Here is a 26,264-nt window from a genome sequence, read left to right as displayed (position 1 = left end):
TGGTCATTCCGGGGCGCGCCTCTTGGCGCGAACCCGGAATCCATTGGCCCCCGTGCCCCCGTTGTACGATGGATTCCCGGCCCGCGCTTCGCGCCCCTCGGCATGACGAGCGTAGTTGAACGCGCCCGCTGTCAGGACTAGGATCAGCACATCGCACCCCGTCCTGGTCCGGATCCCATGCGACGACAGTCCGAGACATTGCTGCTGGTGCCGCTGCTGCCGATCTTCCTGCTCGGCATGTTTCCGATGTTCCTGATCGCACTGTTGGGATTTTTCGGCCTCGCCTTGTTCGGAGTGCTCGTGGTCTGCGTCGGGCTTGCCAGCAGCAACGAGGCCCACGACAACTTCAACCACGATGTCATCGTGCACGGCTACGCGCGCGGATCGGAGCGCAAGGCGCGGGCCTCCGACATGCATCTCGCGACCAAGCTCGGGCTGCGCCTGGAAGCGGTCGGCGCGGCGATGGTCATTACGGCGGCGATCGGGCTGGTCTGCGCCGGCTGATCTGCGCCGCGCGCAGATACCGCCCGGCAAACTCGCCGGTTGCGCATCCGCATGGTTCGGGTCAGACAAAGCGGCCTCGCGGCAATGATGCGGCGCCGCTCTCGGCAACGAACCCCTGGGGAGATGATCGATGCTCAAATTCTACTTCAACGGATCGCCGAACCCGACCAAGGTCGCGCTGTTCCTCGAGGAGGCCGGACTGCCGTTCGAGCCCATCGCGATCGACACCCGCAAGGGCGAGCAATTCACGCCGGAATTTCTCAAGATCAATCCGAATGCCAAGGTGCCGGCGATCGACGACGGCGGCACCATCGTTTTCGACAGCAACGCCATCCTGCTCTATCTCGCCGAGAAGACCGGCAAATTCCTGCCCGCCAATCGCGCCGAACTCCTGTCCTGGCTGATGTTCGTGGCAACCGGTGTCGGCCCCTATTCGGGCCAGGCCGTGCACTTCAAGCATTTTGCGCCGAAGGACCAGAACCACGACTACGCCCACAACCGCTACCAGTATGAGACCGATCGCCACTACAGGGTTGTCGACGCTCACCTCAAAGACCGTCGCTACATGGCCGGCGACGACTATTCGATCGTCGACATGGCGCTGTGGGGCTGGGCGCGGATGGTGCCGTTCAAGCTTGGCGACGACGCCTTTGCGCGATACCCGAATGTGAAGCGGCTGGTGGACGAGATCTCAGCGCGCCCCGCGGCTGCGCGTGCCATCGCGTTGAAGGACAAGTTCACCTTCAAGGCCGAGATGGACGACGAGGCCCGCGCCAACATGTTCAAGCACATGACGGCGAAAGTGGCCTGATCGCGCCGCGCCGGTCCATGAGGCCACGCGCATGCGCGTGGCCTCGTGCTTTTGCGACTCAGGCGGCGTGGACCGAGTTCAGGAACCTGGCGACCTCGACCTTCAAGCGGTTGCTGTCCGCCGATAGCGAGCGCGCCGCCGAGAGCACCTGCGAGGAGGCCGAACCGGTCTCGGACGCCCCGCGCTGCACGTCGCCGATATTGGTCGAGACGCGCTGGGTCCCGTGCGCGGCCTGCTGCACGTTGCGGGAGATTTCCTGCGTGGCGGCGCCCTGCTCTTCCACGGCGGCGGCGACCGCCGAGGAAATCTCCGACAGCCGCTCGATGGTGCCGCTGATCTCCCTGATGGCGCCGACCGATTGCTCGGTAGCGCCCTGGATGTTGGCAATCTGCTGGCCGATCTCGCCGGTCGCCCTCGCCGTCTGCTCCGCGAGCGCCTTGACCTCGGACGCGACGACGGCAAAGCCGCGGCCGGCCTCGCCCGCGCGCGCAGCCTCTATGGTGGCGTTGAGTGCGAGGAGATTGGTTTGCCCGGCGATCGTGCTGATCAGCTCGACGACATCGCCGATCCGAGCGGCCGCCTTGGAGAGCTCGCCGACACGGTCATTGGTCCTGCTCGCCTGACCCACGGCCTCACCCGCGATGCGGGCGGATTCCTGCACCTGGCGGGCGATCTCGCTGACCGACGAGGACAGCTCCTCGGTGGCGGAGGCGACCGCCTGCACGTTGGCGGTGGCTTCCTGCGATGCGGACGCCACTTCAGTCGACAGATCCTGGGCGCGCGAGGCGGTCGTGGTCAGCGTGCCGGCGGACGCTTCCAGCTCGTTCGACGCCGATGACACTGTGTTGACGATCTCGCCGACGGCCCGCTCGAACTGGTCGGCAAGCCTGACCATGTCTTTCTTGCGGTTTTCGGCCTGCCGCGCCTCGAGTTCGGCCTGCTCTGCGCGCATGCGCTCGGTGTCGATCATGTTGTCCTTGAATACCTGGATCGCTTTGGCCATGTCGCCGATCTCGTCCGCCTTGCCGCTCCCGGGAATGTCGACATCGAGATTGCCGCCGGCCAGCCGCCCCATCGCGCGCGTCATCGAGGTGAGGGGCCCGACGATGCTGCGGGCGATCAGGAAGGCGACGATGCCGCCGAACAGGATGGCGAGGCCGCCGGCGATCTCCTGAATGGTCGTCGTGCCGGCGATCACAGCTTCGGCATGGTTACGCGATTCCTGATAGTCTTTCTTCAGCGTCGCTTCCGCGGCCTTGAGCCTGGCGATACTATCGACGATGAGGGGCGCGAGATTCTTGTGATAGATCTCGTCGGCCTGAAGCATCGCGGCCGATGTCGTCTCGAACGCGGATTTGTAGATTCCGAGCGAGGTCTTCACCGGCGCGAGCGTGGCGCGCAAGTCCGTCGCCTGTGGGCTTTTCTCGATCGCCGCGAGCCGTTGCGCTGCCCTGTCCACGCTCGCCCTGAAATTCGCCGGCCCCTGCGCGTCACGCACGGCCAGAAAACGCCAGTTTGCGACCCGGACAAGGAGGATTCTGGATTCGAGGTCCGCGACCAGCGCTGCGGTGTCCTCGTCGGCCGAGGCGCGCGCCGCATCGACCAGCTTGCCCATCTTGACGGCCAGCTCCTCCCCGCTCGGCAGCAGCGTCGCCTTGCCCGTTCTTGCCTCGTTGACGGCGTCTCCGAGATTGTCACGCAGCCGTCGCATTTTGGCGATGTCGTCGATGAGGCCGTTGTAGAGCGCTCGCCGCTCCTCCGAGCGCGTTCCCTTCGCCCCGACCTGCAACAGCTCGGTCGCCGCGGTCTCCCGCTCTTGCGCCTCCTTCATCGCCGGCTCGTTGGCGTCGTAGACGTAACGCAGATTGGCGCGCTGAATCGCCTGAAGATGGGCCGATATCTCCAGCACCCGCGCCGTGCTGTCCGAGAGCGCGGATTGTCTTGCGACCTGATCCTGCACCGCCCGCAAATTCCAGACGGCGACCACCGCCATCACCAGACCGACCGCCACAAGGGCCATGAAGCCTGCGTACAGGCGTCCCCTGATCCGCAAACGAAACTTCGGCATTCCCACTGTCCACCCAGATGCATTTCACTTCGAGCGGCCGAACAATTCCGGCGATCGTCACCGGCCACCCTGGCAGCCGCGCGTCGCGTCTTTGCGACTCACGCTGCACCGCGACACAATGGGGGACACTCGTTAATTGAACCTTCCAATTTTTCACGCCGAGCCGCGGCAACGCCGACGCAACTGCCGATTTTGTCGGCAGTTGCGCAAGGTTCTGGCGTGCGTCCCGCACCGGCTTGCAGATCGCTGCATGGGATGCCCTGGACGCGCTCTCTCTATTTCCGCCGGACAGGCTTCTTCAGCTCGTAGGCGATCTCTGCCCGGGTTATCCCACAGTCCTGAAGCTCCCGTTCGGTCATGGCGGCGAGCTGAGATCGTGCCTGAGACCGCTCGCGCCTGAGGCGGGCCATTTCGACCAGCGCCTGCCAGGTCTGCACGATCGTTATCGGCTGTGGCGGACGACATCGGCCGGCGGAGGTGACGCGGCTCAATCCACTCAGCTCGCCGCCCTCATGCCCGCTTGGGGAAAAGGACCGAGCGCCTTCTCGGTCAGGACTGAGTCGCAATATTCCCGGATCTCCTTGATCTTGCCGTCCTCCAGGCGAAACACGAGACAATAGTCGTTGTCGTAACGGACACCTTCGGGCGTGACGTTGTCGCCCTTGGCTTCCACCACGACGATATCGCCATCGGCAATGAAGCGGTGGGCGACCGTGCGCGTGCGGTCACGCAGGCGGGTGCGGACATAGCCGTGCAGATCGTTGAGGATCGCCTCCTTGCCTGCGAAGGTGCGCGACCAGGAATATTGCCCGGTCACGACCCATTTGGCGTCGTCGGCAAGGCTCGCGGCGAACAGCGCGCGGTCGCGCGCTGCGGGATCAGGGTTGGCGGCGGCGGCAAAGATATCCTGCATCAGTTTCTTGTTAGCGCTCGCGCTCATGGCGGCATCTCCTTGTGGTGACATCGGGGAAGATCATCGCCGGCCGAATACAATTCTTCAAATCGATAGCTAATATGATATCTATTCACCTCATGAATTTGAATTCGCTTGACCTCAACCTCCTGACCGCTCTCGATGCATTGCTGCGCGAGGCCAATGTCAGCCGCGCCGCACTCCGGATCGGGCCTGTCGCAACCGGCGGCGAGCCATGCGCTCCAGCGCCTGCGTGACATCTTTGGCGATCCGCTTTTGGTGCGTACCGGCGCGCGCATGGAGCTGACACTACGGGCCGAGGCGCTCCGCGCACCGCTGGCCCACGCGCTCGACCAGGTGCGTGGATTGTTCGTGCCTGAGGACTTCGACGCGGCGCGTAGCGAACGGCAATTTCGCCTGATGATGCCGGACCTTGCGGTCGAGCTGTTGATGCCGCCGCTGATGGAGAAGGTGACGCGCCTTGCGCCCAATGTCCGCATCGAAATCGTGCCATGGCGGGGACCTGCGATCTTCCACGCCGAGTTCGCCCGCACCATCGACCTCGTGATCTCGATCGGCAACGCCTTCAAGGGATTTCACCGCCAGCTGCTTTACACCGACAGCGATGCGCTGGCGGTGCGGCGCGGCCATCCCATGGGGGCGAAGCTGAAGCGCCGCTCGGCGTTCCTAGCTGCGCGTCATGTCGGCGTGATCATCCGCGGCCAGAGCGAGGATCTGATCGATACCTGGCTGCGCAGCAAAGGCATCGAGCGGCACGTCTCGCTGGTCGTGCCTGGATACCTCGAAGCCCTGCACGTCGCCGCCCGCACCGACCTCGTCGCCTTCGTGCCGCGCCGGCTGATCGCGGCGCTGTCGAGCCAGCTCGGCCTCGTCACGGTGACGCCGCCGCTCGACCCCGGCATCGACGAGCAGTTCATGTTCCATCCGACCCGCGCGCAGATGGACCCGGGATCGGTCTGGCTGCGGCGGCTGATGCTGGACACCGGACGGGAGTTGGAGAAAGCCAAGCGCAAGCTCCCGTAGGGTCGGCAAAGCGAAGGTGCCCACCATCTCGCGGCTTGGAAATGGGTGGGCACGGCACTTCGCGCCTTTGCCCACCCAACAAGGCCGCTTATGCCTTCTGCGCCTCCATTACCTTGCGCACGGCGGGGCGGTCGGACATGCGCTTGAAGTGATCCGCGATCTTCGGCGTCGCGTTGATGTCGACGCTGTCGCCTTCGAGCCAGGTCGAGAGGGTGTAGAGATAGGGATCGCAGATCGTGTACTGCTCGCCCATCACCCAAGGGCCCCGAAACATCTTCTGCTCGATCAGGGAGAAGCAGGCGCCCATGGTCTTCGGGACCATCGCCTTCATGTCGGCGAACGAGCTCTCCTGCGTCGCCCAGCGCGGACCGCGCATCTTGTGGGCATGGTTGATGTGTACGGTCGAGCAGAGATAGGAGTTGAACGACTGCACCTGGGCGAAGTCGAATGGATCGTCGAGCGGCGCGAGCTTCGCCTTGGGGAAGGTCTGCGCGAGGTAGGCCAGCATCGCCGGCGTCTCGGTCAGGACGCCGCGATCGGTCACCAGCGCCGGCACGCGGCCCTTCGGATTGATGGCGAGATAGTCCGGGCTGTTCTGCTGGTTATCTTTGAAGCTCAGCCGTTCGGCCGTGTAGTCGGCGCCGGCCTCCTCTAAGGTGATGTAGGTGGCGAGCGCGCAGGTGCCAGTGGCGTAGTAGAGCTTGAGCATGTCGGACCTCGTGGGAAAGCTGGAAATTAACGGCTGCCGGCCCCCACGTCCATAGCACGATACCCTCTTCGCAGTTGCCCACCGCCGCCCGCCTGTGCCAAGACGCCGGCAACAGGAGGGGGTTTGTCATGACGGTACTCATCGCCGGTGGCGGCATCGGCGGGCTGACGCTTGCGCTCAGCCTGCACGGAATCGGCGTTCCCGTAAAAGTGTTCGAGAGCGTCGCGGAATTGAAGCCGCTCGGCGTCGGCATCAACGTGCTGCCGCATGCGGTGCGCGAGCTGATCGAGCTCGGACTGATGGAAAAGCTCGACGCCAGCGGCGTGCGCACCCGCGAGCTCGCCTATTTTTCCAAGCATGGCAAGCCGATCTGGAGCGAGCCGCGCGGGCTAGAGGCCGGCTACAAATGGCCGCAATTCTCGATCCATCGCGGCACGCTCCAGCAGCTCCTGCTCGACACTGCGGTCGAGCGGCTCGGCCGCGAGAACATTCTCACCAGCCATCATCTGACCGGCTGGACCGAGACGGCGGGTGGCGTGCGCGCCGACTTCATCGACAGGGCGACCGGCAAAGCCGCAGGCAGCTACGACGGCGCGATCCTAATCGCCGCCGATGGCATCCATTCCGCCGCGCGCGAAAAGCTCTATCCGAACGAAGGTCCGCCGATCTGGAACGGCCGCATTCTCTGGCGGGGCGTCACGCCGGCGAAGGCCTTCCTCACCGGCCGCACCATGATCATGGCCGGCCATGAGATCCTGAAATTCGTCTGCTACCCGATCTCGAAAGAGCCGGATGCGGCGGGCAATCACCTCATCAACTGGGTCGCCGAGCGCCACATGCCGCCGACCTATCAATGGCGCCGCGAGGACTATAACCGCACGGCGCGGCTGGAGGAATTTCTGCCCTGGTTCGAGAGCTGGCGGTTCGACTGGCTCGACGTGCCCGGCCTGATCAAGAACTGCCCGCACGCCTACGAATATCCGCTGGTCGACCGTGATCCGGTGTCGCAATGGACGTTCGGCCGTGTCACGCTGATGGGCGATGCCGCTCATCCCATGTATCCGATCGGATCGAACGGCGCCTCGCAGGCGATCCTCGATGCCCGCGTCATCACGCGTGAAATCCTGGCGCATGGACCGACGCAGGCAGCGCTGCTCGCCTATGAGGCCGAGCGCAGGCCCGCGACCACCGACCTCGTCCTGCTCAACCGCAAGAACGGCCCCGAGCAGGTGATGCAGCTGGTCGAGGAGCGCGCGCCCGACGGCTTTGAGGTCGTCACCGACGTGCTGTCGCAGCAGGAGCTGGAAGACATCGCCGCCAACTACAAGCGCGTCGCGGGTTTCCAGGTCGAGGCGCTGAACGCCAAGCCGGCAATCGTGAGCAAGGACGCGAAGCGGGTCGGTATGCGCTAGCTCAAAGCGAGTGCGCATGAGTGTGCCCTCGCCCCGTGTGGGAGAGGGCAACTCGCCGGTAGACACAGACTCACTTGGGTGAGGGGTTCTCTCCGCGCGTTCACGCGATTTGAGTTCGCGGAGAGATACCCCTCATCCGGCGCCAAAGCCGAAGCTTCGCTTCGGCGTCTTTTAAGGACGGCCGCCGGAGGCGGCCTTTGCCACCCTCTCCCACAAGGGGAGAAGGGAAGTGGAGCGCGTGGCTACCGTCTTACCGCACCACCCTTGCCGCCTCCAGCAGCCGCTCGGTCGCACTTGCCGTCGCCAGCACCGTGCCGTCCTCGGCCATCAGCTTGCCTTCGACGAAGGCGATGGTCTTGCCGAGCTGCGTCACCTGGGCCTCGCCGACGATCGGGCCGGGCTTTGCCGGCGACAGAAAATTCACGGTCATGCTGATGGTGGTGGTGTAGAGCCGGCCCTCGCTCATCACCAGCACGGCGGGGCCCATCGTGTCGTCGAGCATGGCCGAGAGCATGCCGCCCTGGATGAAGCCTGCTGGATTGCAGAACTCCGGCTTGCCCTCGAAGCCGAGCTTGATCCAGCCCTCCTGCGGGCGGGCATCGAGCAGGCGCCAGCCCAATAGCTCGGCGCAGGGCGGTCTTCGAAAGTTGTCCAGCGCAGTCTTGACCATGCGAACCTCCGTTGCCGCCGCTGGATAACGCAGGTCTGCTGCCAGCATGATGTCAGCAGAGTGGGCGCTAGAGATCCAATCCATGCGCGATGACCTTGCGCATGACGTTGGGCAGCGCTTCGCCGGCAAGTGTGGCGATCGGCACCCACCGCATGCCCTCGGGCGCGCGCGTGCGGGCTTCCACCTTCGCCGTATAGACCACCAGCTCCAGCGGAAAATGCGTGAAGACGTGGGTGACGACGCCCATCTTGCGCTGCCAGCGCGTCAGCCCCTTCAGCTCCGGCGCCTGCTGCTTCGCCGTCGTATCGTCCTGGCCGGCGAGCCAATCCGAGCACGGCACCTCGGTCATGCCGCCGAGCAGGCCCTTTTCCCGCCGGCTGCGGACGAGCAGTTCATCGCCCCGGGTGACGACGAAGGCGGCACCGCGCCGCAACGTTCCGCTCTTCTTCGGCGCCTTGCGCGGAAATGTTTCCTGCGTCCCCAGCGCTCGTGCGACGCAATCCTCGTTGAGCGGACACAGCGAGCAGGCCGGCTTCTTCGGCGTGCAGATCGAGGCACCCAGGTCCATCAGCGCCTGTGCGCTGTCGCCGGCGCGAGAGTCTGCGAGCAGCGTCGTTGCCAGTTGCTGGATCAGCGGCTTGGCCTGCGGCAGCTCCTCCTCGACCGCGAACAGGCGCGAGACCACCCGCTCGATATTGCCGTCGACCGGCATGGTGCGGCGGTCGAACGCGATCGCCGCAATTGCAGCTGCCGTGTACGGCCCGATTCCGGGCAGCGCACGCAGGCCCTCCTCGGTGTCGGGAAAGACGCCGCCATGCTCGCGCGTCACCGCGGCCGCACAGGCGTAGAGGTTGCGCGCGCGCGAATAGTAACCGAGCCCGGCCCACATCCGCAGCACGTCGTCGAGCGAAGCCCGGCCGAGCGCCGTGACGTCCGGCCAGCGCGCCACGAATTTCTCGAAATAGGGCCCGACTGCCTTCACCGTGGTCTGCTGGAGCATGATCTCCGACAGCCAGACGCGGTAAGGGTCTGATGCCTCGCCGGGCGCCGCGCGCCAAGGCAGACGGCGGCGGTGGCGGTCATACCAGTGAAGGAGCGCCAAAGGACGAACCAGATGTTCCGGTTGGACTGGTTCCGATTTCGTCTTGCGGGCCGATTTGGGGGGCATGCTCGCACTGTAACGATGTGGGGCCGGTCTCTCCATGTCCTGCCCGCGCTTGTCGCGGGCATCCACGTCTTTCTTCCTTCGCGGCAAGGCGTGGCTGGCCGGAAGAAAGCCCGGCCATGACGGCAGCAGTTCCTCGCGCGACGGGCACAGTGCTATAAGGTCGCCATGTCCAAATTCCCGCCCAAACCCGGCCCCATCAGCGCAAAGCCGCTTTCGCTCTTGCTGAACGACGTCTTCGCCGAGGCGTATGCCAAGCAGGGCTTTGCGGCGCGCGAGCTGGTGACGCGGTGGGCGCAGATTGCGGGGCCGGAGATCGCGGCCCATGCCGAGCCGCTGAAGATGCAATGGCCGAGGCCGGTGGAGGGCCAGCCGCAGGAGCCGGCGACGCTGGTGCTGCGGGTCGAGGGGCCGATGGCGCTGGAGATCCAGCACACCGCCGACGTGATCCTGGAACGGGTCAACCGCTTCTTCGGCTGGAGCGCGGTCGGCAAGCTGGCGTTCCGTCAGGCCCCGCTGTCGCGCACCCGGCGGCCGGCTCGGCCGGGCCCGCCCGATCCCAAATCGGTGGCCAAGGTGGCGGAGAGCTTGGGCGACATCGAAGATGAACAGCTCAAGACGGCGCTGGCGCGGCTCGGAGCCGCCATCAAGCGAAATTGAGCCTCATTCCCTAGCTAATCTGGACCCCGACTTGTCGCTCGCCATTGCCTCAGTCGACGTTTCAAGCTAGCGACAGGCCGCCCGGGCGGGAACTCGATAGAGCCCTCGGGCGACACTTTGCCAATCCGGGAGCCGACCGTGATCATCACCCGCCGCGCCTTCACAACGATGCTGTCGCTGACCGGGCTTGCCGCGCTCGCCGGGTTCTCGCCGCTGCGGTTGGTGTCCGAGGCCATGGCCCAGTCCGCCGCTGATGTGGCGAAGCCCGTGTCGCTTCCCGACATGGCGCTCGGCCCGAACGATGCCGCGGTCACCATCATCGAATACGCCTCGATGACCTGCCCGCATTGCGCGGCCTTCAACGAGCAGGTGTTCCCCAAGATCAAGAAGGAATACATCGACACCGGCAAGGTGCGTTACATCTTCCGCGAGTTCCCACTCGACATCAAAGCCGCCGCAGGCTCGATGCTGTCGCGCTGCATCGCCAATGGCGACGCGCCGAAATATTTTGCGGTCACGGACATGCTGTTCCGCCAGCAGAACGACTGGATGGTGAAGAACACCACCGAGACCCTGACACGGATCGGCAAGCAGGCCGGCCTCACCCAGCAGCAGGTCGAGGCCTGCCTGAAGGACCAGGCGCTGCTCGACAAGATCGCCGCCGACCAGAAATACGCCAGCGACGTTCTGAAGGTGGATTCGACGCCGACGTTCTTCATCAACGGCGAGAAGATCAAGGGCGAGGCCTCATTCGAGGAGTTCGCCAAGAAGATCAATGCGCTGCTGAAGAGTTGATTCGCACGCCACAATTCTGATTCGCGCATCTAAAGCCGTATCATTCCTGGCATAAATCCCTTGGGAAAAGCGGCTTTCGCCGGTTGCCCTCGCGGCGCACCGCGGCCATTGTCCGCCGCACGAGCCGCCTCGCGCGACTCGCCCAGACAGCGACAATGCCTTCCATGGTATTGTCCCGGCAGGGGATTCGCGCCTGCCAACAGAGATGCGTGTTTATGAAAATCACCCGCCTGCGCCTTCACGGCTTCAAGTCCTTCGTTGAGCCCACGGACTTCGTTATCGAGCCCGGCCTGACCGGCGTGGTCGGCCCCAACGGCTGCGGCAAGTCGAATCTGGTCGAGGCGCTGCGCTGGGCGATGGGCGAGACATCATACAAGTCGCTGCGCGCCGCCGACATGGACGCCGTGATCTTCGCCGGCTCCGGCAACCGCCCGGCGCGCAACCACGCCGAAGTGACGATGACGATCGACAATGCCGACCGCACCGCGCCGGCGGCGATGAACGACAGCCAGCTTCTCGAAATCTCCCGGCGCATCGAGCGTGAGGCCGGCTCGGTCTATCGCATCAACGGCCGCGACGTGCGCGCTCGCGACGTGCAGATCCTATTCGCCGACGCCGCCACCGGTGCGCGCTCGCCGGCGCTCGTCCACCAGGGCAAGATCGGCGAAATCATCCAGGCCAAGCCCGAGCAGCGCCGCCGCGTGCTGGAAGACGCCGCCGGCGTCGCCGGTCTGCACGCCCGCCGTCACGAGGCCGAACTGCGGCTGAAGGCGGCCGAAACCAACCTCACCCGCGTCGAGGACGTGATCGGCCAGCTCTCCGGCCAGATGGAAGGCCTGAAGAAGCAGGCCCGCCAGGCGGTGCGCTACCGCGAGGTCGCGGCCAAGGTGCGCAAGGCCGAGGCCACGCTGTATCACCTGCGCTGGCTCGGCGCCCATGCCGACGTCAACGAGTCCGGGCAGACGCACGATCTCGCGGTCCGCGAGATGGCCGAGCGCACCCAGCACCAGGCCGAAGCCGCCCGCATCCAGGCCATCCGCGCCGCCGAGATGCCGGCGCTGCGCGATGCGGAAGCGCGCGCCGCGGCCGGGCTGCAGCGCCTCACCAATGCCCGCGAGCAGCTCGACCGTGAGGAAGAACGTGCCAAGGAGCGCGTCGCCGAGCTCGAACGCCGTCTCGCCCAGTTCGAGGGCGACATCTCGCGCGCCCAGCAGCAGACCATGGACGCCGACGTGGCGCTGCAGCGGCTCGACGCCGAAGACGCCGAGCTGAAGGAAGAGATCAAGTCGCGCGTCGAGAAGCGCTCCGGTGTCGACGAGCGCGTCGCGGAAGCCGAGGCGGTGCTGACCGAAACCGAGCAGCGCTTCGCCGAACTCACCACCGCGCTCGCCGACCTCACCGCCAAGCGCAACCAGTTAGAGGCCAACGTCCGCACCCATCGCGACAAGCTCGCCCGGCTCGACCAGGAGATCGCGAATGTCGCGGCGGAAGAGCAGAAGCTTGCGCAGGAGACCGGCGGCTTCGGCGATCTCGACGAGCTGACCGCTCTGGTCGAGATCGCAGAGCAGACGCTGGCCGCTTCGGAAGCCGCAGCGCAGGCAAGCGAAGCCGCGCATGTCGCCGCGCGCCAGACGCTGGAATCCTCGCGCTCGCCGCTGGTCGAAGCCGACAAGCGCGTGCAGCGGCTCGAGACCGAGGCGCGCACGATCTCCAAGATCGTCAACGGCGAGACCAAGAACCTGTGGCCGCCGATCATCGACGGCATCACCGTCGACAAGGGATTTGAAAAGGCGATCGGCGCCGCGCTCGGCGACGATCTCGACGCGCCGGTCGATCCCTCGGCGCCGATGCGCTGGACCAATGCCGGCGTCACCGACGGCGATCCGGAGCTGCCCGAAGGCGTCGTTCCGCTCGCCAACCACGTGCAGGCGCCGGCTGAGCTGGCCCGCCGCCTGGCGCAGATCGGCGTGGTGCCGCGCGAGCGCGGCGCCGAGCTGGTCTCGCAGCTCAAGACCGGCCAGCGGCTGGTCTCGCCCGAGGGCGATGTCTGGCGCTGGGACGGCTTTGTCGCCGCAGCTCATGCCCCGACGGGTGCCGCGCGGCGCCTCGCGGAGCGCGCCCGCCTTGTCGACATCGAGAACGAGCTGGAGCAGGCCCGCATCGACGCGCAGATCAAGCGCCAGGCGCTCGAGAATGCCGAGTCCGAGTTGCAGATGGCGGCCAGCACCGAAGGCGCCAGCCGCGAAGCCTGGCGTGCCGCGCAGCGCGAGCTCAACGTCGCGCGCGAGCGCCATGCCACCGCCGAGCGCGAGATCAGCCGCCATGCCGCGCGCAAGGCGACGCTGTCGGAAGCGCACAGCCGCCTCGCCGCCGACCGCGCCGAGGCCGAGGCCGCTTACGAATACGCCGAAGCCGGCATCGGCGAGCTGCCGTCGAGCGAGGACACCGAGACCCGTCTCGCCGCCGTCCGCAGCGACATCGAGGGGCATCGCCGCATGGCCGCCCAGGTCCGCGCCGAGGCGCAGGCACTGGCGCGCGAAGCCGAGCTCGCCGACCGCCGCGTGCAGGCGATCCTCGCCGAACGCACCGAGTGGCAGAACCGCAAGGAGAGCGCGGCCTCCCACATCGACACCATCCAGGCCCGCATCGCCGAACTGACGATCGAGCGCGGCGAGCTCGAAAACGCACCGGCATTGTTCGCCGAGAAGCGCAGCGCGCTAATCACCGAAATCGAATACGCCGAGAACGACCGCCGCATGGCTGCCGACGCGCTCGCCGCCGCCGAAACCGCAATGGCGGAGACCGACCGCGTCGCGAAGCTGACGTTAGAGGCGCTCTCCAGCGCCCGCGAGGCCACCGCGCGCGCCGAGGAGCGCATGGAAGGCGCGCGGCGCCGGCTCGAGGACATCGAGCGCGAGATCCGCGACATGCTCGAAGTCGAGCCGCAGGCCGTCGCCGGCCTCGCCGAGATCGAGCCCGGTGCCGAGCTGCCGCCGCTGCACGACATCGAGGAAGAGCTCGAAAAGATGCGCCGCGACCGCGAGCGCCTCGGCGCAGTCAACCTGCGCGCCGAGGAAGAGCTGCGCGAGGTCGAGACCCAGCACACCGGCCTCGTCACCGAGCGTGACGACCTGGTTGAGGCCATCAAGCGGCTGCGCCAGGGCATCCAGAGCCTCAACAAGGAGGCGCGCGAGCGGCTCCTGACCTCGTTCGAGGTCGTCAACAGCCACTTCAAGCGCCTGTTCGTCGAACTGTTCGGCGGCGGCGAGGCCGCACTGCATCTGATCGAGAGCGACGACCCGCTCGAAGCCGGTCTCGAAATCATCGCCAAGCCGCCGGGCAAGAAGCCGCAGACGCTGTCGCTGCTCTCGGGCGGTGAACAGGCGCTGACGGCGATGGCGCTGATCTTCGCGGTGTTCCTCACCAATCCCTCGCCGATCTGCGTGCTGGACGAAGTCGACGCGCCGCTCGACGACCACAATGTCGAGCGCTACTGCAACCTGTTGCACGAGATGACCGGCTCGACCGACACCCGCTTCATCATCATCACGCACAACCCGATCACGATGGCGCGCATGAACCGGCTGTTCGGCGTCACCATGGCCGAGCGTGGCGTCTCGCAGCTGGTGTCGGTGAGCCTGCAAGAGGCGGTGGATATTCTCGACCAGAACGTGGCGTGACGCGCGATCCCTCCATACCCATTGACGTCATCATCCGCGCAGGCGGATGATCCAGTACGCCGCGGCTTCTCGGTTTGACGGCACCTGTCTCGGAGTACTGGATGCCCCGCCTACGCGGGGCATGACCGCGGATGATAATCTCACCCACCCTCCCCGCTGAACTCAAGGCGGCCCTCGATGCCAGGCTCCAGGGCGTTTCGCGCACCGAGGCAGCACAGCGCTCGCAAAAGATATCCAACGCCTATCGCTCAGGCGGCGGCTCGGGCACGATCAAGTCGGAAGCCGATGCCCTTGCCTACGCGCTGGCGCGCATGCCGGCAACTTACGCGGCGGTGGCCGCAAGCCTGAATGCGCTGACCGCGATCGCACCGGCCCTCGCTCCGGAAAGCCTGCTCGACATCGGCGCAGGCCCGGGCACCGCGAGCTGGGCCGCCGCAGAGGCGTTTGCCTCGCTTCAGGATTTTACCCTGCTCGATGCCAACGCCACCCTAAGCCGGCTCGCGCTCGAACTGGCGCGCGACAGCTCGCGCCTGGCGGACTGCCGCTATCTGCCGGGCGACGCAGGCGCGAACCTCGCCGAGGTCTCGCAAGCCGATCTCGTCGTTGCGAGCTACGTCATCGGCGAGCTCAACGAAGGCGACCAGCGCAAGCTCGCGGCGGCCATGTGGACCAAAGCGCGGCACGCGCTGGTGGTGATCGAGCCCGGCACGCCCGCCGGCTACACGCGCATTCTCGCGCTGCGCCAGCAACTGATCGCGGCAGGCGCCTACGTCGCCGCACCCTGTCCGCACGACAAGCCGTGCCCGCTCATCGCGCCCGATTGGTGCCATTTCAGCCAGCGCCTGCCGCGCTCGCAGGCGCACCGCCAGATCAAGGGCGCCGAGGTGCCGTTCGAAGACGAGCGCTTCATCTACGTCGCGCTGACCCGCACGCCGCCTGCGCCGCGCGCCTCGCGCGTGCTGGCGCCACCGGACATCGGCAAGGCCGAGATCACGGCAAAGCTCTGCACCGAGACTGGGGTCGCGCTGACGAAAGTCCCACGACGCGACAAACCCGCCTATTCGCAGGCCCGGCGCTGGCGCTGGGGCGATGCGATCATGTCCGAAAGTTAACCTCGATCGCCCCTCTGGCCTTGAACTCGGATGGTTCCTCATCCGACCAAGCCTTACCTCCCCGCGCCGGGGCTCTCGCCCTGCGCCAATTTGGTCTAGGCTGCGCCCGCCTTCTTCCCCTCTCCAGGAGTTCTCCATGTCGACCGGCTGGATCGTTCTCGGCGTCATCGTCGTCCTCGTGCTGCTCGCCTTCAGCGCCTACAACCGCCTGGTGGCGCTGAGCCAGCGCGTCGGCCAGGCCTTTGCCGACATCGACGTGCAGCTCAAGCAACGGCACGACCTGATCCCGAACCTGGTCGAGACCGTGAAGGGCTACGCCTCGCACGAGCGCGGCACGCTCGACGACGTCATCAAGGCGCGCAATTCAGCGATGTCGGCGCAGGGACCGGCGCAGGTATCCGCGGCCGAGAACCAGCTCTCCGGCGCACTCGGCCGGCTGATCGCGCTGTCGGAGGCCTATCCCGACCTCAAGGCAAACGCAAATTTCCAGCAGCTCGCCAGCGAGCTCTCCGACCTCGAGAACAAGATCGCGGCGAGCCGACGCTTCTTCAACAACGCCGTCCAGGAATACAACACCGGCATCCAGCAGATGCCCGCCGCTTTGTTCGCCGGCATGTTCGGCTTCACCCGGAAGGAGTTCTTCGATCTCGGCGCCAGCCGCACCGAAGTCGAAATCGCGCCGCAAGTGAAGTTCTGATTGTCTAACATGTCCATTGCTTTTCTCCGTCATTCCGGGGCGTCGCAAAGCGACGAACTATGGTGCGCGGTTGCGCACCTGAGAATCTCGAGGTTCCGGGTTCACGCCTGCGGCGTGCCCCGGGACGACGGACTTTGACGAAGACGCATCATGGCGGCGTATGGTCTCTACACGCACATCGCCTCGAACAAGTTTCGTTCGATGCTGCTGCTCGCCGGCCTGTTCTTGCTGGTCTACGTGCTGGTCTATGCGGGCGCGCTGATTGCCGAGGTCGTCATCAACGGCAATGGCACGGTGGCCTACTATCTGAGCCGCGCCTTCGCCGACCTGCTCAAAGCCGCACCTTTCGCGACGATTGCGGCGATCGCCTGGATCGCGATCGCCTATTTCTTCCACCAGTCGATGATCGACGCCGTCATCGGCGGTCACGACGTCGACCGGCAGGAGCAGCCGCGGCTCTACAACCTGCTCGAAAACCTCTGCATCTCGCGCGGCATCACCATGCCGAAGCTGAAGATCATGGAGAGCCCGGCGCTAAACGCGTTCGCGACCGGCCTCAATCCGCGGCAATATTCAATCACCGTCACCACCGGTCTCCTCGATGCGCTGAACGACAAGGAGATCGAGGCAGTGCTGGGCCACGAGCTGACCCACATCAAGAACGGCGACGTGCAGCTCATGGTCGTTGCCGTCATCATCGCCGGCGTGGTCGGCTTCTTCGGGGAATTGTTCTTCCGCCTGTTCACGAATCTCAACTGGAGCTCCGGCTCGGGCGGCTCGTGGTCCTCGGGCTCCTCGTCGTCGTCGCGGTCGTCCTCGTCGTCGAGCGACAGCAAGAGCTCCGGCGGTGGCGCAATCATCGTCATCATCATTGCGATCGTGCTGCTCGTGGTGGCCTGGTTGCTGTCGCAGGTGGTCAAGCTCGCGCTGTCGCGGTCACGCGAATATCTCGCCGACGCCGGCTCGGTCGAGCTGACGAAAGACCCCGACGCGATGATCTCGGCGCTGCGCAAGATCGAGAATCGCGGCGAATTGCCCGGCGCGACCTCGGCCGTGATGGAGCTCTGCGTCGACAATCCGCGCGAGGGCTTTGCCGATCTGTTTGCAACCCACCCTTCGGTGCAGTCCCGGGTCGACGCGCTGGTCAAGTTTGCCGGGGGGCGCGACCCCGGTCCAATGCCGACGCTTACTGACGAGACGAAAGAGCCGGGGGCGCAAGCCGGCCAGCAGGATGCCCCACCGCCGCTGCGCCATGGCCCGTGGGATGATGCCGACAGATCGGGGAGCCCGCCGCCCGTGCCCGCAGCCAGTCCCTCCGGAACCGCAGGCAGCAACCCGGCGGGCAATCCCATGGGGAATTCTATGGGTCCTTGGGGCCGTCATTGAGCACCTGATTCCGGCCATGCGCGGCGAGTTTCTCCGCGATTGGGAAAAACCTCGGGATTTGCCGTAACTGGGGCCTCCGGAATTGAATTCTCCCTTGTTTCTGCCATGTTCGCGCCCAACAGCAGACTCGGGACATCGATTTGGGGCCCGGCCGATTGCGACCTCGCGATCGGGGGCGCGTTAGGGGACAGCAATGGCAAAGCCGGCAGTGGTTGTGGTGGGCGCAGACAAGGGCGGGGTCGGCAAGACCACGGTGTCGCGTACCTTGCTCGATTATTTTTCCGCCAACAACGTGCCGACGCGGGCGTTCGACACGGAGTCGCCGCGCGGAACCCTGAAGCGCTTCCACCCCGACATCACCGAGATCGTCGACATGACGACGACGTCGGATCAGATGAAGATTTTCGATACGCTCAACGCGGTGAGCCCGTCGGTGACCGTGATCGACGTCCGCGCCGGCCTGCTCTCGCCAGCGCTGGCTTCGCTCCGCGACATCGGCTTCCTCGACGCAGCCAAGGCCGGCCAGATTACCTTTGCCGTGTTCCACATCCTCGGGCCCTCGATCGCCTCGCTGGAGGAGATTGCGGAGACCGCGGGCTTCATGGGCGGCGCGAAATATTTCCTGGTGAAGAACTTCATCAACGACACCCAGTTCTTCCAGTGGGACCAGGCGACCTACAATTCCTACTTCCACCGCATCAAGGACGCGACTGAGCTGACCATCCCCAAGCTCAACGAAATGGCCTATGAGCAGGTCGAGGTCTCCTCCGTTCCGTTCCTGAAGTTCGTCGCCAACAAGGGCCTCAACGACGACGCCGCGAACTACTCGTTCGTGCTGCGCGGCTATGTCCGGCACTGGCTGGCAAATGTCTGGAGCGAGTTCGACCGGATCCGGCTGACCGACATCGTCGGTTCGAAATCCGCCACCCGCAACAGCGAAAAATAGTTGCGCAAGCGAGGCTGATACGGCTGGATTGGGCGGCGAGTTCGCTCAGATAATAGTTCGTGATGCCCGCGACACCCGTCTACATCATATGCTCGCCCCGCCCGCAGGTCGGTAAGACCCTGCTGGCGCGGCTGCTCGCCGAATTCTTGCTGCTCAAGAACGGTAACGTCGCGGCCTTTGACGTCAACCTGAAGGAGCCGTCGCTGCTCGATTACTTGCCTGCTGTCACCGAGACCGCGGACGTGATCGACACCTACGGCAAGATGCAGCTGATGGACCGCGTCATCGTCGATGACGGCCTTGCCAAGGTGATCGACCTCGGCTTCCACGCCTTCGACGAGTTCTTCAAAATGACCGAGGAGATCGGCCTGCTTAAGGAGGCGGCCCGCCGCCACGTCGCGCCTCAGATCCTGTTCGTCGCCGATACCGACCGCGCCTCGGCGCGGGGCCATGAGATGCTGCGCGGGCAAATCCCGCGCGTGAACCTGATCACGGTGGACAACGAATATATCGTGCGCGGCGAGCTGCCGCCCGCGATGGCCGGCGGCCGGCTGTTCCGACTGCCGGCGCTGCCGGGCTTCCTCAAGACCTATATCGACCGGCTGAACTTCTCCTTCACCGGCTATTTGCGCCAGGAAAAGGACGCCTCGACCGAGCTGCACCAGTGGACCCGGCGGAATTACATTGCGTTCCGCGAACTCGAACTCAGCTTGATCCTGCAGCGGTCGTAGCCTGGAATCACCAAGCCTAATATTGCTCAATGTCCCTCGAACGTCATCAGCGTGCGCACCGGCACGTCCATGGCGCGCAGCTTGGCAGCGCCGCCGAGCTCGGGCAGGTCGATAATGAAGCAGGCGGCGACGACATTGGCGCCGATCTGGCGCAACAGCTTCACCGCGCCTTCCGCGGTGCCGCCGGTGGCAATGAGGTCGTCGACCAGGATCACGCGCTCGCCGGGCTGGATCGCGTCGACATGCATTTCCATCTCGTCGATGCCATATTCGAGGGAGTAAGCGATGCGCACGGTGGTGTGCGGCAGCTTGCCCTTTTTCCGGATCGGCACGAATCCGGCCGAGAGCTGATGCGCCACTGCGCCGCCGATGATGAAGCCGCGCGCCTCCATGCCGGCAACCTTGTCGATCTTGTTGCCGGCCCAGGGATTGACGAGCTCGTCGACCGCGCGGCGGAACGCGCGCGCGTCCGCGAGCAGCGTGGTGATGTCGCGGAACATGATTCCTGGCTTCGGATAGTCCGGGATGGTGCGGACGCTGGCCTTCAGATCGTGGTCAAAGGTCATCGGTGTCTCACATCTCAGTTGTCATTCCGAGGCGCGCAAAGCGCGAACCCGGAATCTCGAGATTCCGGGTTCGGCTCTTCGAGCCGCCCCGGAATGACGAATATGAAATATCCTGCACTCAATTCGCTCCCGCATCCAGCCGGAACGCATTCTCGACAATTCGCAAACCCACCTCCCCACCGAGCGACATCAGCGATTCCGGGTGGAATTGCACGCCGGCGACCGGCAGGGTCTTATGCTCGAGCGCCATGGCGACGCCGTCCTCAGTGCTGGCGGTCACGCTCAGAACTTCGGGCATGCTGTCGCGCTCGACAAATAGCGAGTGATAGCGGCCAATGACGATCTCGTTCGGCAGATTGCGCATCAGCCGCCCGCCGCGCACCTGCACCCGCGAGGGCCGGCCGTGGGCGGGATGGGTGAGCTGCCCGAGCTCGCCGCCAAAATATTCGCCGATCGCCTGCACGCCAAGGCAGACGCCGAACACCGGCAGCTTCTTCTCCAGCGCCGCATCGATGGTCGTCTTGATTGCGAAATCCTCCGGCCTGCCGGGGCCCGGCGACAGAACCAGCAAGTCCCACCTCTTCTGCTTGAGCATGTCGAGCGCATGCACATAGCGGACCACGGTGACGCTGGCGCCGACCTGTCGGAAATAGTCGGCGAGCATGTGCACGAAGCTGTCGTCGTGATCGATCAGCAGCACCTGCTTGCCCGAGCCGGTTGCATCGGGCGCGAAGGTCGAGAGCGGCTTCGGCGGATCGCCGCGCAGCGCCTGGAACAGCGCGGCGGCCTTGACCTGGCACTCGCGATCTTCGGCGGCGGGATCGGAATCGAACAGGCAGGTCGCGCCGACGCGCACCTCGGCGAGGCCATCCTTCATGCGGATGGTGCGGATGGTGAGGCCGGTGTTGATGCTGCCGTCGAAATTTACCGCGCCGATCGCGCCGGCATACCAGCGCCGCGGCGAGCGTTCGTGATCTTCTACGAACTGCATCGCCCAGAGCTTTGGCGCGCCGGTCACGGTCACCGCCCAGGCGTGGGTGAGGAAGGCATCGAGAGCGTCGAAGCCGGGACGCAGCATGCCCTCAACGTGGTCGACGGTGTGGAACAGCTTTGAGTAGGTCTCGATCTGCCGCCGCGCCAGCACCTTGATCGTGCCGGGCACGCAGACGCGCGCCTTGTCGTTGCGGTCGACGTCGGTGCACATGTTGAGCTCGAACTCGTCCTTCTCCGAGTTCAGGAGCTGGCGGATCTGCTCGGCGTCGCCGATCGCATCGAGCCCGCGCGCGATCGTGCCTGATATCGGGCAGGTCTCGACGCGGCGTCCGTCCGAGCGCACGAACATCTCCGGCGAGGCCGACACCAGGAATTCGCCCTCGCCGAGATTCATCAGCGCGCCGTAAGGCGACGGGTTGATGACGCAGAGGCGCTGGAACACTTCGGCCGGCGAGCGGTCGCAGGGCTCAGCGAAGAGCTGCCCCGGCACCGCCTCGAACAGATCGCCACGGGCGAAGGCTGCGCGCGCCGTCTCGACCGTGGCCTGATATTCGCCGGGGGCGTGATCGGCAAATCCTTGCCGCGGCGTCTTCAGATACGGGTTGTCGGCGGTCTCGCGCGGCAGGCCTTCGGTAGACTTGCCCTTCCAGGCGAAATTGTAAGTGAGCACCACGCCGCGGCCGGTGGCGCGGTCATAAGCCAGCAGGCGATCGGGCACGTAGAGCACGATGTCGCGCTGGTCGCTTTCGCGCGGCCGCTTCTGCACGAGGTCCTCGATCTGGAACACGAGGTCGTAGGCGAACGCGCCGAACAGGCCGAGCAGCCCGTCGTCATTGGCGGAGAAGGCCGCGACGAGATCGCGCACCAGCGACATCACGCTGGCACGCCGGGTACGTTGGTCCTCCTCGACCGGGGCGTCGCCACGGATGATGTGGCCGGCAAGGCGCGTCGCCGTCTTCTCCGAGATCACCACGCAGGGCTCGCGCAGGACCTCAGCGAGGAAGGCGATCAGCACCTGGCCGCGGCCGTTCAGCGCCTCCAGCTTGAAATTGACACCGACGGTCTCGAGCTTCAGCGGCGGGTCGGAGAAGCCGAGATCGAAGCTCTCGTAGCGGCCAGGCACGGTCGTGCCCGAGGACAGCACCACGCCGCGGCGACGGTCGAGCAGGCTGACGAGATCGTCGAGCCGGCTCGCGCCGCCGGTGAACTGCTCGGTCATGCGCGTGATCGCAAGACCTGCACGGGTCACGTAGTCACTTCTGGGCGGGAGGGCAAAGACTGTCCTGTTCATGTGGTCCTCTTACGAGACTTGCCGAGGGAACGCCACACAGGACAAACGATCAGGCCGCCGCACTGCGTGGGCGACCTCAGACGATTTAGGAAAGGAAAATCGCACCGGCCACCTCGTTAGGAGGTGCGCCACCAGAGACGGGCTGCGCGGACGGCGGTGCTCATGGGGTCGATACTCACCATGGCGCGGGGGCGCCGTCAAGGGCGGTCACGTGGTGGCCGCCTGATGGTCAGCGCTGTGGGATACGGGGCGCTCCGACTTCGACCTCCGCCGTCATCCTGCCGAAGGGCCGGGATCGATAGCCACATGAATTGGTTTGACGAAGACTAGTGGTTACAAGCTCGCGCCATAACCCCTCCTGGGGTTATGCGTCCCGGCCTTCGCCGGGACATCGAAAATGTGGCGCGACTGATGGCGCTCCACCTACCCCAGATGTTTTCGGAAAAACTCCGTCGCCCTGCCCCAGGCGAGCTCGGCGGCTTCGCGGTCGTGCACGGCCTGGCGCTGCTCGTTGACGAAGGCGTGCTCGGCGTCATAGCGGAACAGCTCCAGCGACTTGCCGGCAGCCTTCATGGCCTTCTCGAATCCATTGACCAGCTCCGGCGTGCACCAATCGTCCTTGTTGGCGAAGTGGGCCTGGAGCGGGATCTTGACGTCGGCGGGCTTGGCCGCCTGCTCCGGCGGGATGCCGTAGAACACGACGCCGGCCGCGAGCTCCGGGATCTTGGTCGCGCCGATGATGGTGACGGCGCCGCCGAGGCAGAAGCCTGTTAGCCCGACCTTGGCGCCGTTGCGCGACAGATATTGCGTGGCGCCGCGCACCGTCTGCGTGGTGGCGTCCATGAAGTCGAGCGAGTTCATCTCGTTGTTGGCGCTGTCCGTGTCGTGATAGGGCACCACCTTGCCCTTGTAGAGATCGGGCGCCAGCGCATCGAAGCCGGCGAGCGCGAAGCGGTCGCACAGGCCCTTGATCTGGTCCGACAGGCCCCACCATTCCTGGATCACGACCACGCCCGGCGCGTTGCCGCGCGCGGCATTGGCGAGATAGCCGGAGGCGTCCTTGCCGTCCGGGCGCTTGAAGGTGATGGTGGTTCCCATGGTGTCCTCCGACGCGTTTTCTGAGGGAGCGATTGGCGGTATTTTGGCCGCTGAGAGCGCGCGGCGCAATCCACACTCGCGTCATTCCAGGACGCGCGTAGCGCGAGCCCTTGACCATCCAAAAAAAGCCCCCTCGCGGGGGGCTTCTTCTCCCGTTTCGGCTCGCGCCGCTCAGTGCGAGTCGGCCCAGACCTTTTTCTTGGTGAAGTACATCAGGATCGCGAAGATGATCAGGAACACGAACACCTGGAAACCGAGGCGCTTGCGCGCTTCCATGTGCGGCTCGGCGGTCCACATCAGGAACGTGGTGACGTCCTTGGCATATTGCGCCACGGTGGTCGGCGAGCCGTCGTCATAGGAGACCTGGCCATCGCTGAGCGGCTTCGGCATCTTGATGGCGTGGCCGGGGAAGTACTTGTTGTAATAGGAGCCTTCCGGGAGGGTGACGCCCTCGGGGGCCTTGTCCTCGAAGCCCTGAAGCACGGCCGCGACATAATCCGGACCCTGCTCCTGGTACTGGGTGAAGAAGTCAACGATGAACCAGGGGAAGCCGCGCTTGTAAGAACGCGCCTTGGTGATCAGGGACAGGTCCGGGGGCGCCGCGCCGCCATTCGCGGCACGCGCCGCCTGCTCGTTCGGGAATGGCGAGGGGAAATAGTCCGCCGGCCGGCCCGCACGCTCGAACATGTCACCGGCATCGTTCGGGCCATCCTTGACCTTGTACTCGGAAGCAAACGCCGAGGCCTGCGCCACCGAATAGCCGGGCCCACCGGGCTCGGCGAGGTTGCGGAAGGCGACGTAGGACAGGCCGTGGCAGCTGGCGCAGACCTCCTTATAGACCTTCAGGCCGCGCTGGAGCGCGCCGCGGTCGAACTTACCGAAGGGGCCCGAGAACGACCATTTGATTGACGGCGGCTGGTCGCCACCCTCGGACGCTTTCGCGCTGTCGATCGAGCCCGCGAACAACGAACCGGCGAGCGCCAGCATTATCGCGGTCGACACCATCGGGGTCGACCTGCTCCCGGTTTTGGCCAACACCGCATCCGAGATCGAATTCGGTACCGGTCGCGGCTTTTCGATGCGCGCGAGCAGCGGCAGCACGATCAGGAAGTAGGCGAAGTAGCAGAACGTCAGGACCCGGCCGGCAACGACGTAAATGCCCTCCGGCGGCTGCGCGCCGAGATAGCCGAGCAGGATACAGACCGCAACGAAGATCCAGAAGAACTGCTTGGCCAGCGGACGGTACTTCGATGACTTCGTCCTGGCGCTATCGAGCCAGGGCAGGAAGCACAGGATGATGATCGCCCCGAACATCGCGATGACCCCCGCGAGCTTGTTCGGTATCGAGCGCAGGATCGCGTAGAACGGCAGGTAATACCATTCCGGCACGATGTGCGGCGGCGTCACGCCCGGGTTCGCCGGGATGTAGTTGTCGGCATCGCCGAGATAGTTCGGCATGTAGAAGATGAACCAGGCGTAGAGCAGCATGAAGCAGGTGACGCCGAACATGTCCTTGATGGTCGCGTGCGGCGTGAACGGCACCGTGTCCTTTTCCGTCTTCGGCTCGACGCCGTCGGGGTTGTTCTGTCCGGCGACGTGCAGCGCCCAGACGTGGAGCACGACGACGCCCGCGATCAGGAACGGCAGCAGATAGTGCAGCGAGAAGAAGCGGTTCAGCGTCGGGTTGCCGACCGAATAGCCGCCCCATAACAGCGTCACAATGCTCTCGCCGACATAGGGAATGGCAGAGAACAGATTGGTGATGACGGTGGCGCCCCAGAAGCTCATCTGGCCCCAAGGCAGCACGTAGCCCATGAAGCCCGTGGCCATCATCAGCAGATAGATGATGACGCCGAGGATCCACAGCACCTCGCGCGGCTCCTTGTACGACCCGTAGTAAAGGCCGCGGAACATGTGGACGTAGACGGCGACAAAGAACATCGAGGCGCCGACCGCGTGCATGTTGCGCAGCAGCCAGCCGTAATTGACGTCACGGACGATCAGCTCGACCGACTTGAAGGCGAGATCGGCATACGGCGTGTAGTGCATCGCCAGGATCACACCGGTGAGGATTTGCATCCCCAGCATGAAGGAGAGGATGGCGCCGAAGGTCCACCAATAGTTCAGGTTGCGCGGGGTGGGATAGGCGACGAAGGAGGAATGGATGAGACCAAAGATCGGCAGACGCCGCTCGATCCATTGCAGGGCCGGATTGCTCGGCTGGTAGTCGGATGGTCCGCTCATGATGCGATCCTGAGGAAATAGTACGACGAGACGGCACGAAGCTTCGGACGTCGGTCCGAGGCTCAGCCGATCTGGATTTTGGTGTCGGAAACGAACTGGTACGGCGGCACCGGCAGGTTCGCGGGCGCGGGCCCCTGGCGGATGCGGCCGGACGAATCGTACTGCGACCCATGGCAGGGGCAGAAGAAGCCGTCGTAGCTGCCTTCATGAGCGATCGGGATGCAACCGAGATGGGTGCAGATGCCGATCACGACCAGCCACTGCTCGTGGCCGGACTTGACCCGGGCCTCGTCGCTCTGCGGATCGGGCAGGCTCGCCACGTTGACGGCGCGCGCTTCGTCGATCTGCTTCTTGGTGCGGTGGCTGATGTAGATCGGTTTGCCGCGCCAGAACACCTTGATGTCTTGGCCTTCGGCGATCGGGCTGAGATCGACCTCGATTGGCGCACCGGCGGCGATGGTCGAGGCATCCGGATTCATTTGCGAGATGAAGGGCCAGAGCGCGGCCGCGCCCCCTACTGCTGCGGCGGCCCCCGTTGCAACGAATAAGAAATCACGGCGTGTCGGATGGTCCGCCGAAGACGCTGTCGTCACGATTCCAACCCTTTCTTCTTATGCGGCCGGTGGAACCGCTCCGGGGGGCGCCCATGAGGTCCCCGGAAAGGCTGCCGGCGCCCGCGGCCCCCCCGCGGCGGCAGAACTTTGCGTGCTCGCACCTAAACAGGTGAAACAGCAGTCCAGAATCGTTCTATTGGCACCCTTGCCGGGCG

22 protein-coding genes and 1 pseudogene are annotated in these 26,264 nt (G+C 65.3%); 12 read left to right on the top strand and 11 right to left on the bottom strand.

Annotated elements, in window-relative coordinates:
- Positions 1-177 precede the first annotated feature (177 nt).
- Entirely contained in the window at positions 178-504 is a 327-nt protein-coding gene (locus IVA92_RS10765; RefSeq protein ID WP_247279642.1) for a hypothetical protein, read from the top strand.
- A gap of 130 nt (positions 505-634) precedes the next feature.
- On the top strand, positions 635-1,315 hold the full coding sequence (locus IVA92_RS10760) for a glutathione S-transferase family protein (protein ID WP_247279641.1): 681 nt from the start codon (positions 635-637) through the stop codon (positions 1,313-1,315).
- Between the two features lie 58 nt (positions 1,316-1,373).
- Here IVA92_RS10760 and IVA92_RS10755 read toward each other — a convergent pair whose 3' ends face one another.
- From IVA92_RS10755 to IVA92_RS10745, 3 genes are all read right to left on the bottom strand, one after another.
- Entirely contained in the window at positions 1,374-3,383 is a 2,010-nt protein-coding gene (locus IVA92_RS10755; RefSeq protein ID WP_247279640.1) for a methyl-accepting chemotaxis protein, read from the bottom strand.
- Between the two features lie 275 nt (positions 3,384-3,658).
- Positions 3,659-3,793 carry a DUF1127 domain-containing protein gene (locus tag IVA92_RS10750; RefSeq protein WP_247279679.1) on the bottom strand — a complete coding sequence of 45 codons (135 nt, stop codon included), beginning with the start codon at positions 3,791-3,793 and terminating at the stop codon, positions 3,659-3,661.
- An 86-nt stretch (positions 3,794-3,879) separates the two neighbouring features.
- Positions 3,880-4,323 (bottom strand): nuclear transport factor 2 family protein, encoded by a 444-nt coding sequence (locus tag IVA92_RS10745; protein WP_247279639.1) that lies wholly within the window; start codon positions 4,321-4,323, stop codon positions 3,880-3,882.
- A 92-nt stretch (positions 4,324-4,415) separates the two neighbouring features.
- Here IVA92_RS10745 and IVA92_RS10740 point away from each other — a divergent pair.
- A pseudogene (locus IVA92_RS10740) lies at positions 4,416-5,340 on the top strand (LysR family transcriptional regulator).
- An 88-nt stretch (positions 5,341-5,428) separates the two neighbouring features.
- On the opposite strand, the gene IVA92_RS10735 reads toward IVA92_RS10740, so the two are convergent.
- Positions 5,429-6,049, bottom strand: coding sequence for a glutathione S-transferase family protein (locus IVA92_RS10735; RefSeq protein ID WP_247279638.1), 621 nt, complete (start codon positions 6,047-6,049; stop codon positions 5,429-5,431).
- Positions 6,050-6,177: 128 nt separating this feature from the next.
- Here IVA92_RS10735 and IVA92_RS10730 point away from each other — a divergent pair, with 128 nt between their 5' ends.
- Positions 6,178-7,461: a flavin-dependent oxidoreductase gene (locus IVA92_RS10730; RefSeq protein ID WP_247279637.1), complete on the top strand. Its 1,284-nt coding sequence runs from the start codon at positions 6,178-6,180 to the stop codon at positions 7,459-7,461.
- Positions 7,462-7,711: 250 nt separating this feature from the next.
- Here the strand turns inward: IVA92_RS10730 and IVA92_RS10725 are convergent, their stop codons facing one another.
- Together IVA92_RS10725 and mutY are read right to left on the bottom strand one after the other, a co-directional pair.
- Complete coding sequence (locus IVA92_RS10725; RefSeq protein ID WP_247279636.1) at positions 7,712-8,131, bottom strand: PaaI family thioesterase; 420 nt, start codon at positions 8,129-8,131, stop codon at positions 7,712-7,714.
- A 67-nt stretch (positions 8,132-8,198) separates the two neighbouring features.
- Positions 8,199-9,299, bottom strand: coding sequence for an A/G-specific adenine glycosylase (mutY, locus tag IVA92_RS10720; RefSeq protein ID WP_247279635.1), 1,101 nt, complete (start codon positions 9,297-9,299; stop codon positions 8,199-8,201).
- 165 nt (positions 9,300-9,464) lie between these two features.
- Here mutY and IVA92_RS10715 point away from each other — a divergent pair, with 165 nt between their 5' ends.
- The 8 genes from IVA92_RS10715 (at position 9,465) to IVA92_RS10680 (ending at position 19,303) form a co-directional block, all read left to right on the top strand.
- Positions 9,465-9,956: a DciA family protein gene (locus tag IVA92_RS10715; protein ID WP_247279634.1), complete on the top strand. Its 492-nt coding sequence runs from the start codon at positions 9,465-9,467 to the stop codon at positions 9,954-9,956.
- Positions 9,957-10,094: 138 nt separating this feature from the next.
- Positions 10,095-10,751, top strand: coding sequence for a DsbA family protein (locus IVA92_RS10710; protein ID WP_247279633.1), 657 nt, complete (start codon positions 10,095-10,097; stop codon positions 10,749-10,751).
- A gap of 215 nt (positions 10,752-10,966) precedes the next feature.
- On the top strand, positions 10,967-14,431 hold the full coding sequence (gene smc / locus IVA92_RS10705; RefSeq protein WP_247279632.1) for a chromosome segregation protein SMC: 3,465 nt from the start codon (positions 10,967-10,969) through the stop codon (positions 14,429-14,431).
- 131 nt (positions 14,432-14,562) lie between these two features.
- On the top strand, positions 14,563-15,543 hold the full coding sequence (locus tag IVA92_RS10700; RefSeq protein WP_247279631.1) for a small ribosomal subunit Rsm22 family protein: 981 nt from the start codon (positions 14,563-14,565) through the stop codon (positions 15,541-15,543).
- Positions 15,544-15,679: 136 nt separating this feature from the next.
- The gene (locus IVA92_RS10695; protein ID WP_247279630.1) at positions 15,680-16,240 is read left to right on the top strand and encodes a LemA family protein; all 561 of its coding nucleotides are present in this window, start codon (positions 15,680-15,682) and stop codon (positions 16,238-16,240) included.
- Between the two features lie 150 nt (positions 16,241-16,390).
- The gene (locus IVA92_RS10690; protein WP_247279629.1) at positions 16,391-17,626 is read left to right on the top strand and encodes a M48 family metallopeptidase; all 1,236 of its coding nucleotides are present in this window, start codon (positions 16,391-16,393) and stop codon (positions 17,624-17,626) included.
- A 193-nt stretch (positions 17,627-17,819) separates the two neighbouring features.
- Positions 17,820-18,572, top strand: coding sequence for a hypothetical protein (locus tag IVA92_RS10685; protein ID WP_247279628.1), 753 nt, complete (start codon positions 17,820-17,822; stop codon positions 18,570-18,572).
- Between the two features lie 62 nt (positions 18,573-18,634).
- Positions 18,635-19,303: a hypothetical protein gene (locus IVA92_RS10680; protein ID WP_247279627.1), complete on the top strand. Its 669-nt coding sequence runs from the start codon at positions 18,635-18,637 to the stop codon at positions 19,301-19,303.
- Positions 19,304-19,329: 26 nt separating this feature from the next.
- Here the strand turns inward: IVA92_RS10680 and IVA92_RS10675 are convergent, their stop codons facing one another.
- The 5 genes from IVA92_RS10675 to petA all read right to left on the bottom strand — a co-directional run bounded on the left by IVA92_RS10675 (position 19,330) and on the right by petA (position 26,088).
- Entirely contained in the window at positions 19,330-19,869 is a 540-nt protein-coding gene (locus IVA92_RS10675; protein ID WP_011085277.1) for an adenine phosphoribosyltransferase, read from the bottom strand.
- Positions 19,870-19,987: 118 nt separating this feature from the next.
- Complete coding sequence (locus tag IVA92_RS10670) at positions 19,988-22,153, bottom strand: anthranilate synthase component I (protein WP_247279626.1); 2,166 nt, start codon at positions 22,151-22,153, stop codon at positions 19,988-19,990.
- A 423-nt stretch (positions 22,154-22,576) separates the two neighbouring features.
- Positions 22,577-23,251, bottom strand: coding sequence for a dienelactone hydrolase family protein (locus IVA92_RS10665; protein ID WP_247279625.1), 675 nt, complete (start codon positions 23,249-23,251; stop codon positions 22,577-22,579).
- Positions 23,252-23,422: 171 nt separating this feature from the next.
- Complete coding sequence (fbcH, locus tag IVA92_RS10660) at positions 23,423-25,495, bottom strand: cytochrome b/c1 (RefSeq protein WP_247279624.1); 2,073 nt, start codon at positions 25,493-25,495, stop codon at positions 23,423-23,425.
- 62 nt (positions 25,496-25,557) lie between these two features.
- Positions 25,558-26,088: a ubiquinol-cytochrome c reductase iron-sulfur subunit gene (petA, locus tag IVA92_RS10655; RefSeq protein ID WP_211407456.1), complete on the bottom strand. Its 531-nt coding sequence runs from the start codon at positions 26,086-26,088 to the stop codon at positions 25,558-25,560.
- Positions 26,089-26,264 lie beyond the last annotated feature (176 nt).

Origin of the sequence: Bradyrhizobium sp. 154 (genome assembly GCF_023073875.1) — a bacterium.
Lineage (GTDB): Bacteria > Pseudomonadota > Alphaproteobacteria > Rhizobiales > Xanthobacteraceae > Bradyrhizobium.
The sequence above is the reverse complement of the archived record's forward strand: the minus strand, read 5'-3'. Positions and strand labels throughout refer to the sequence as shown.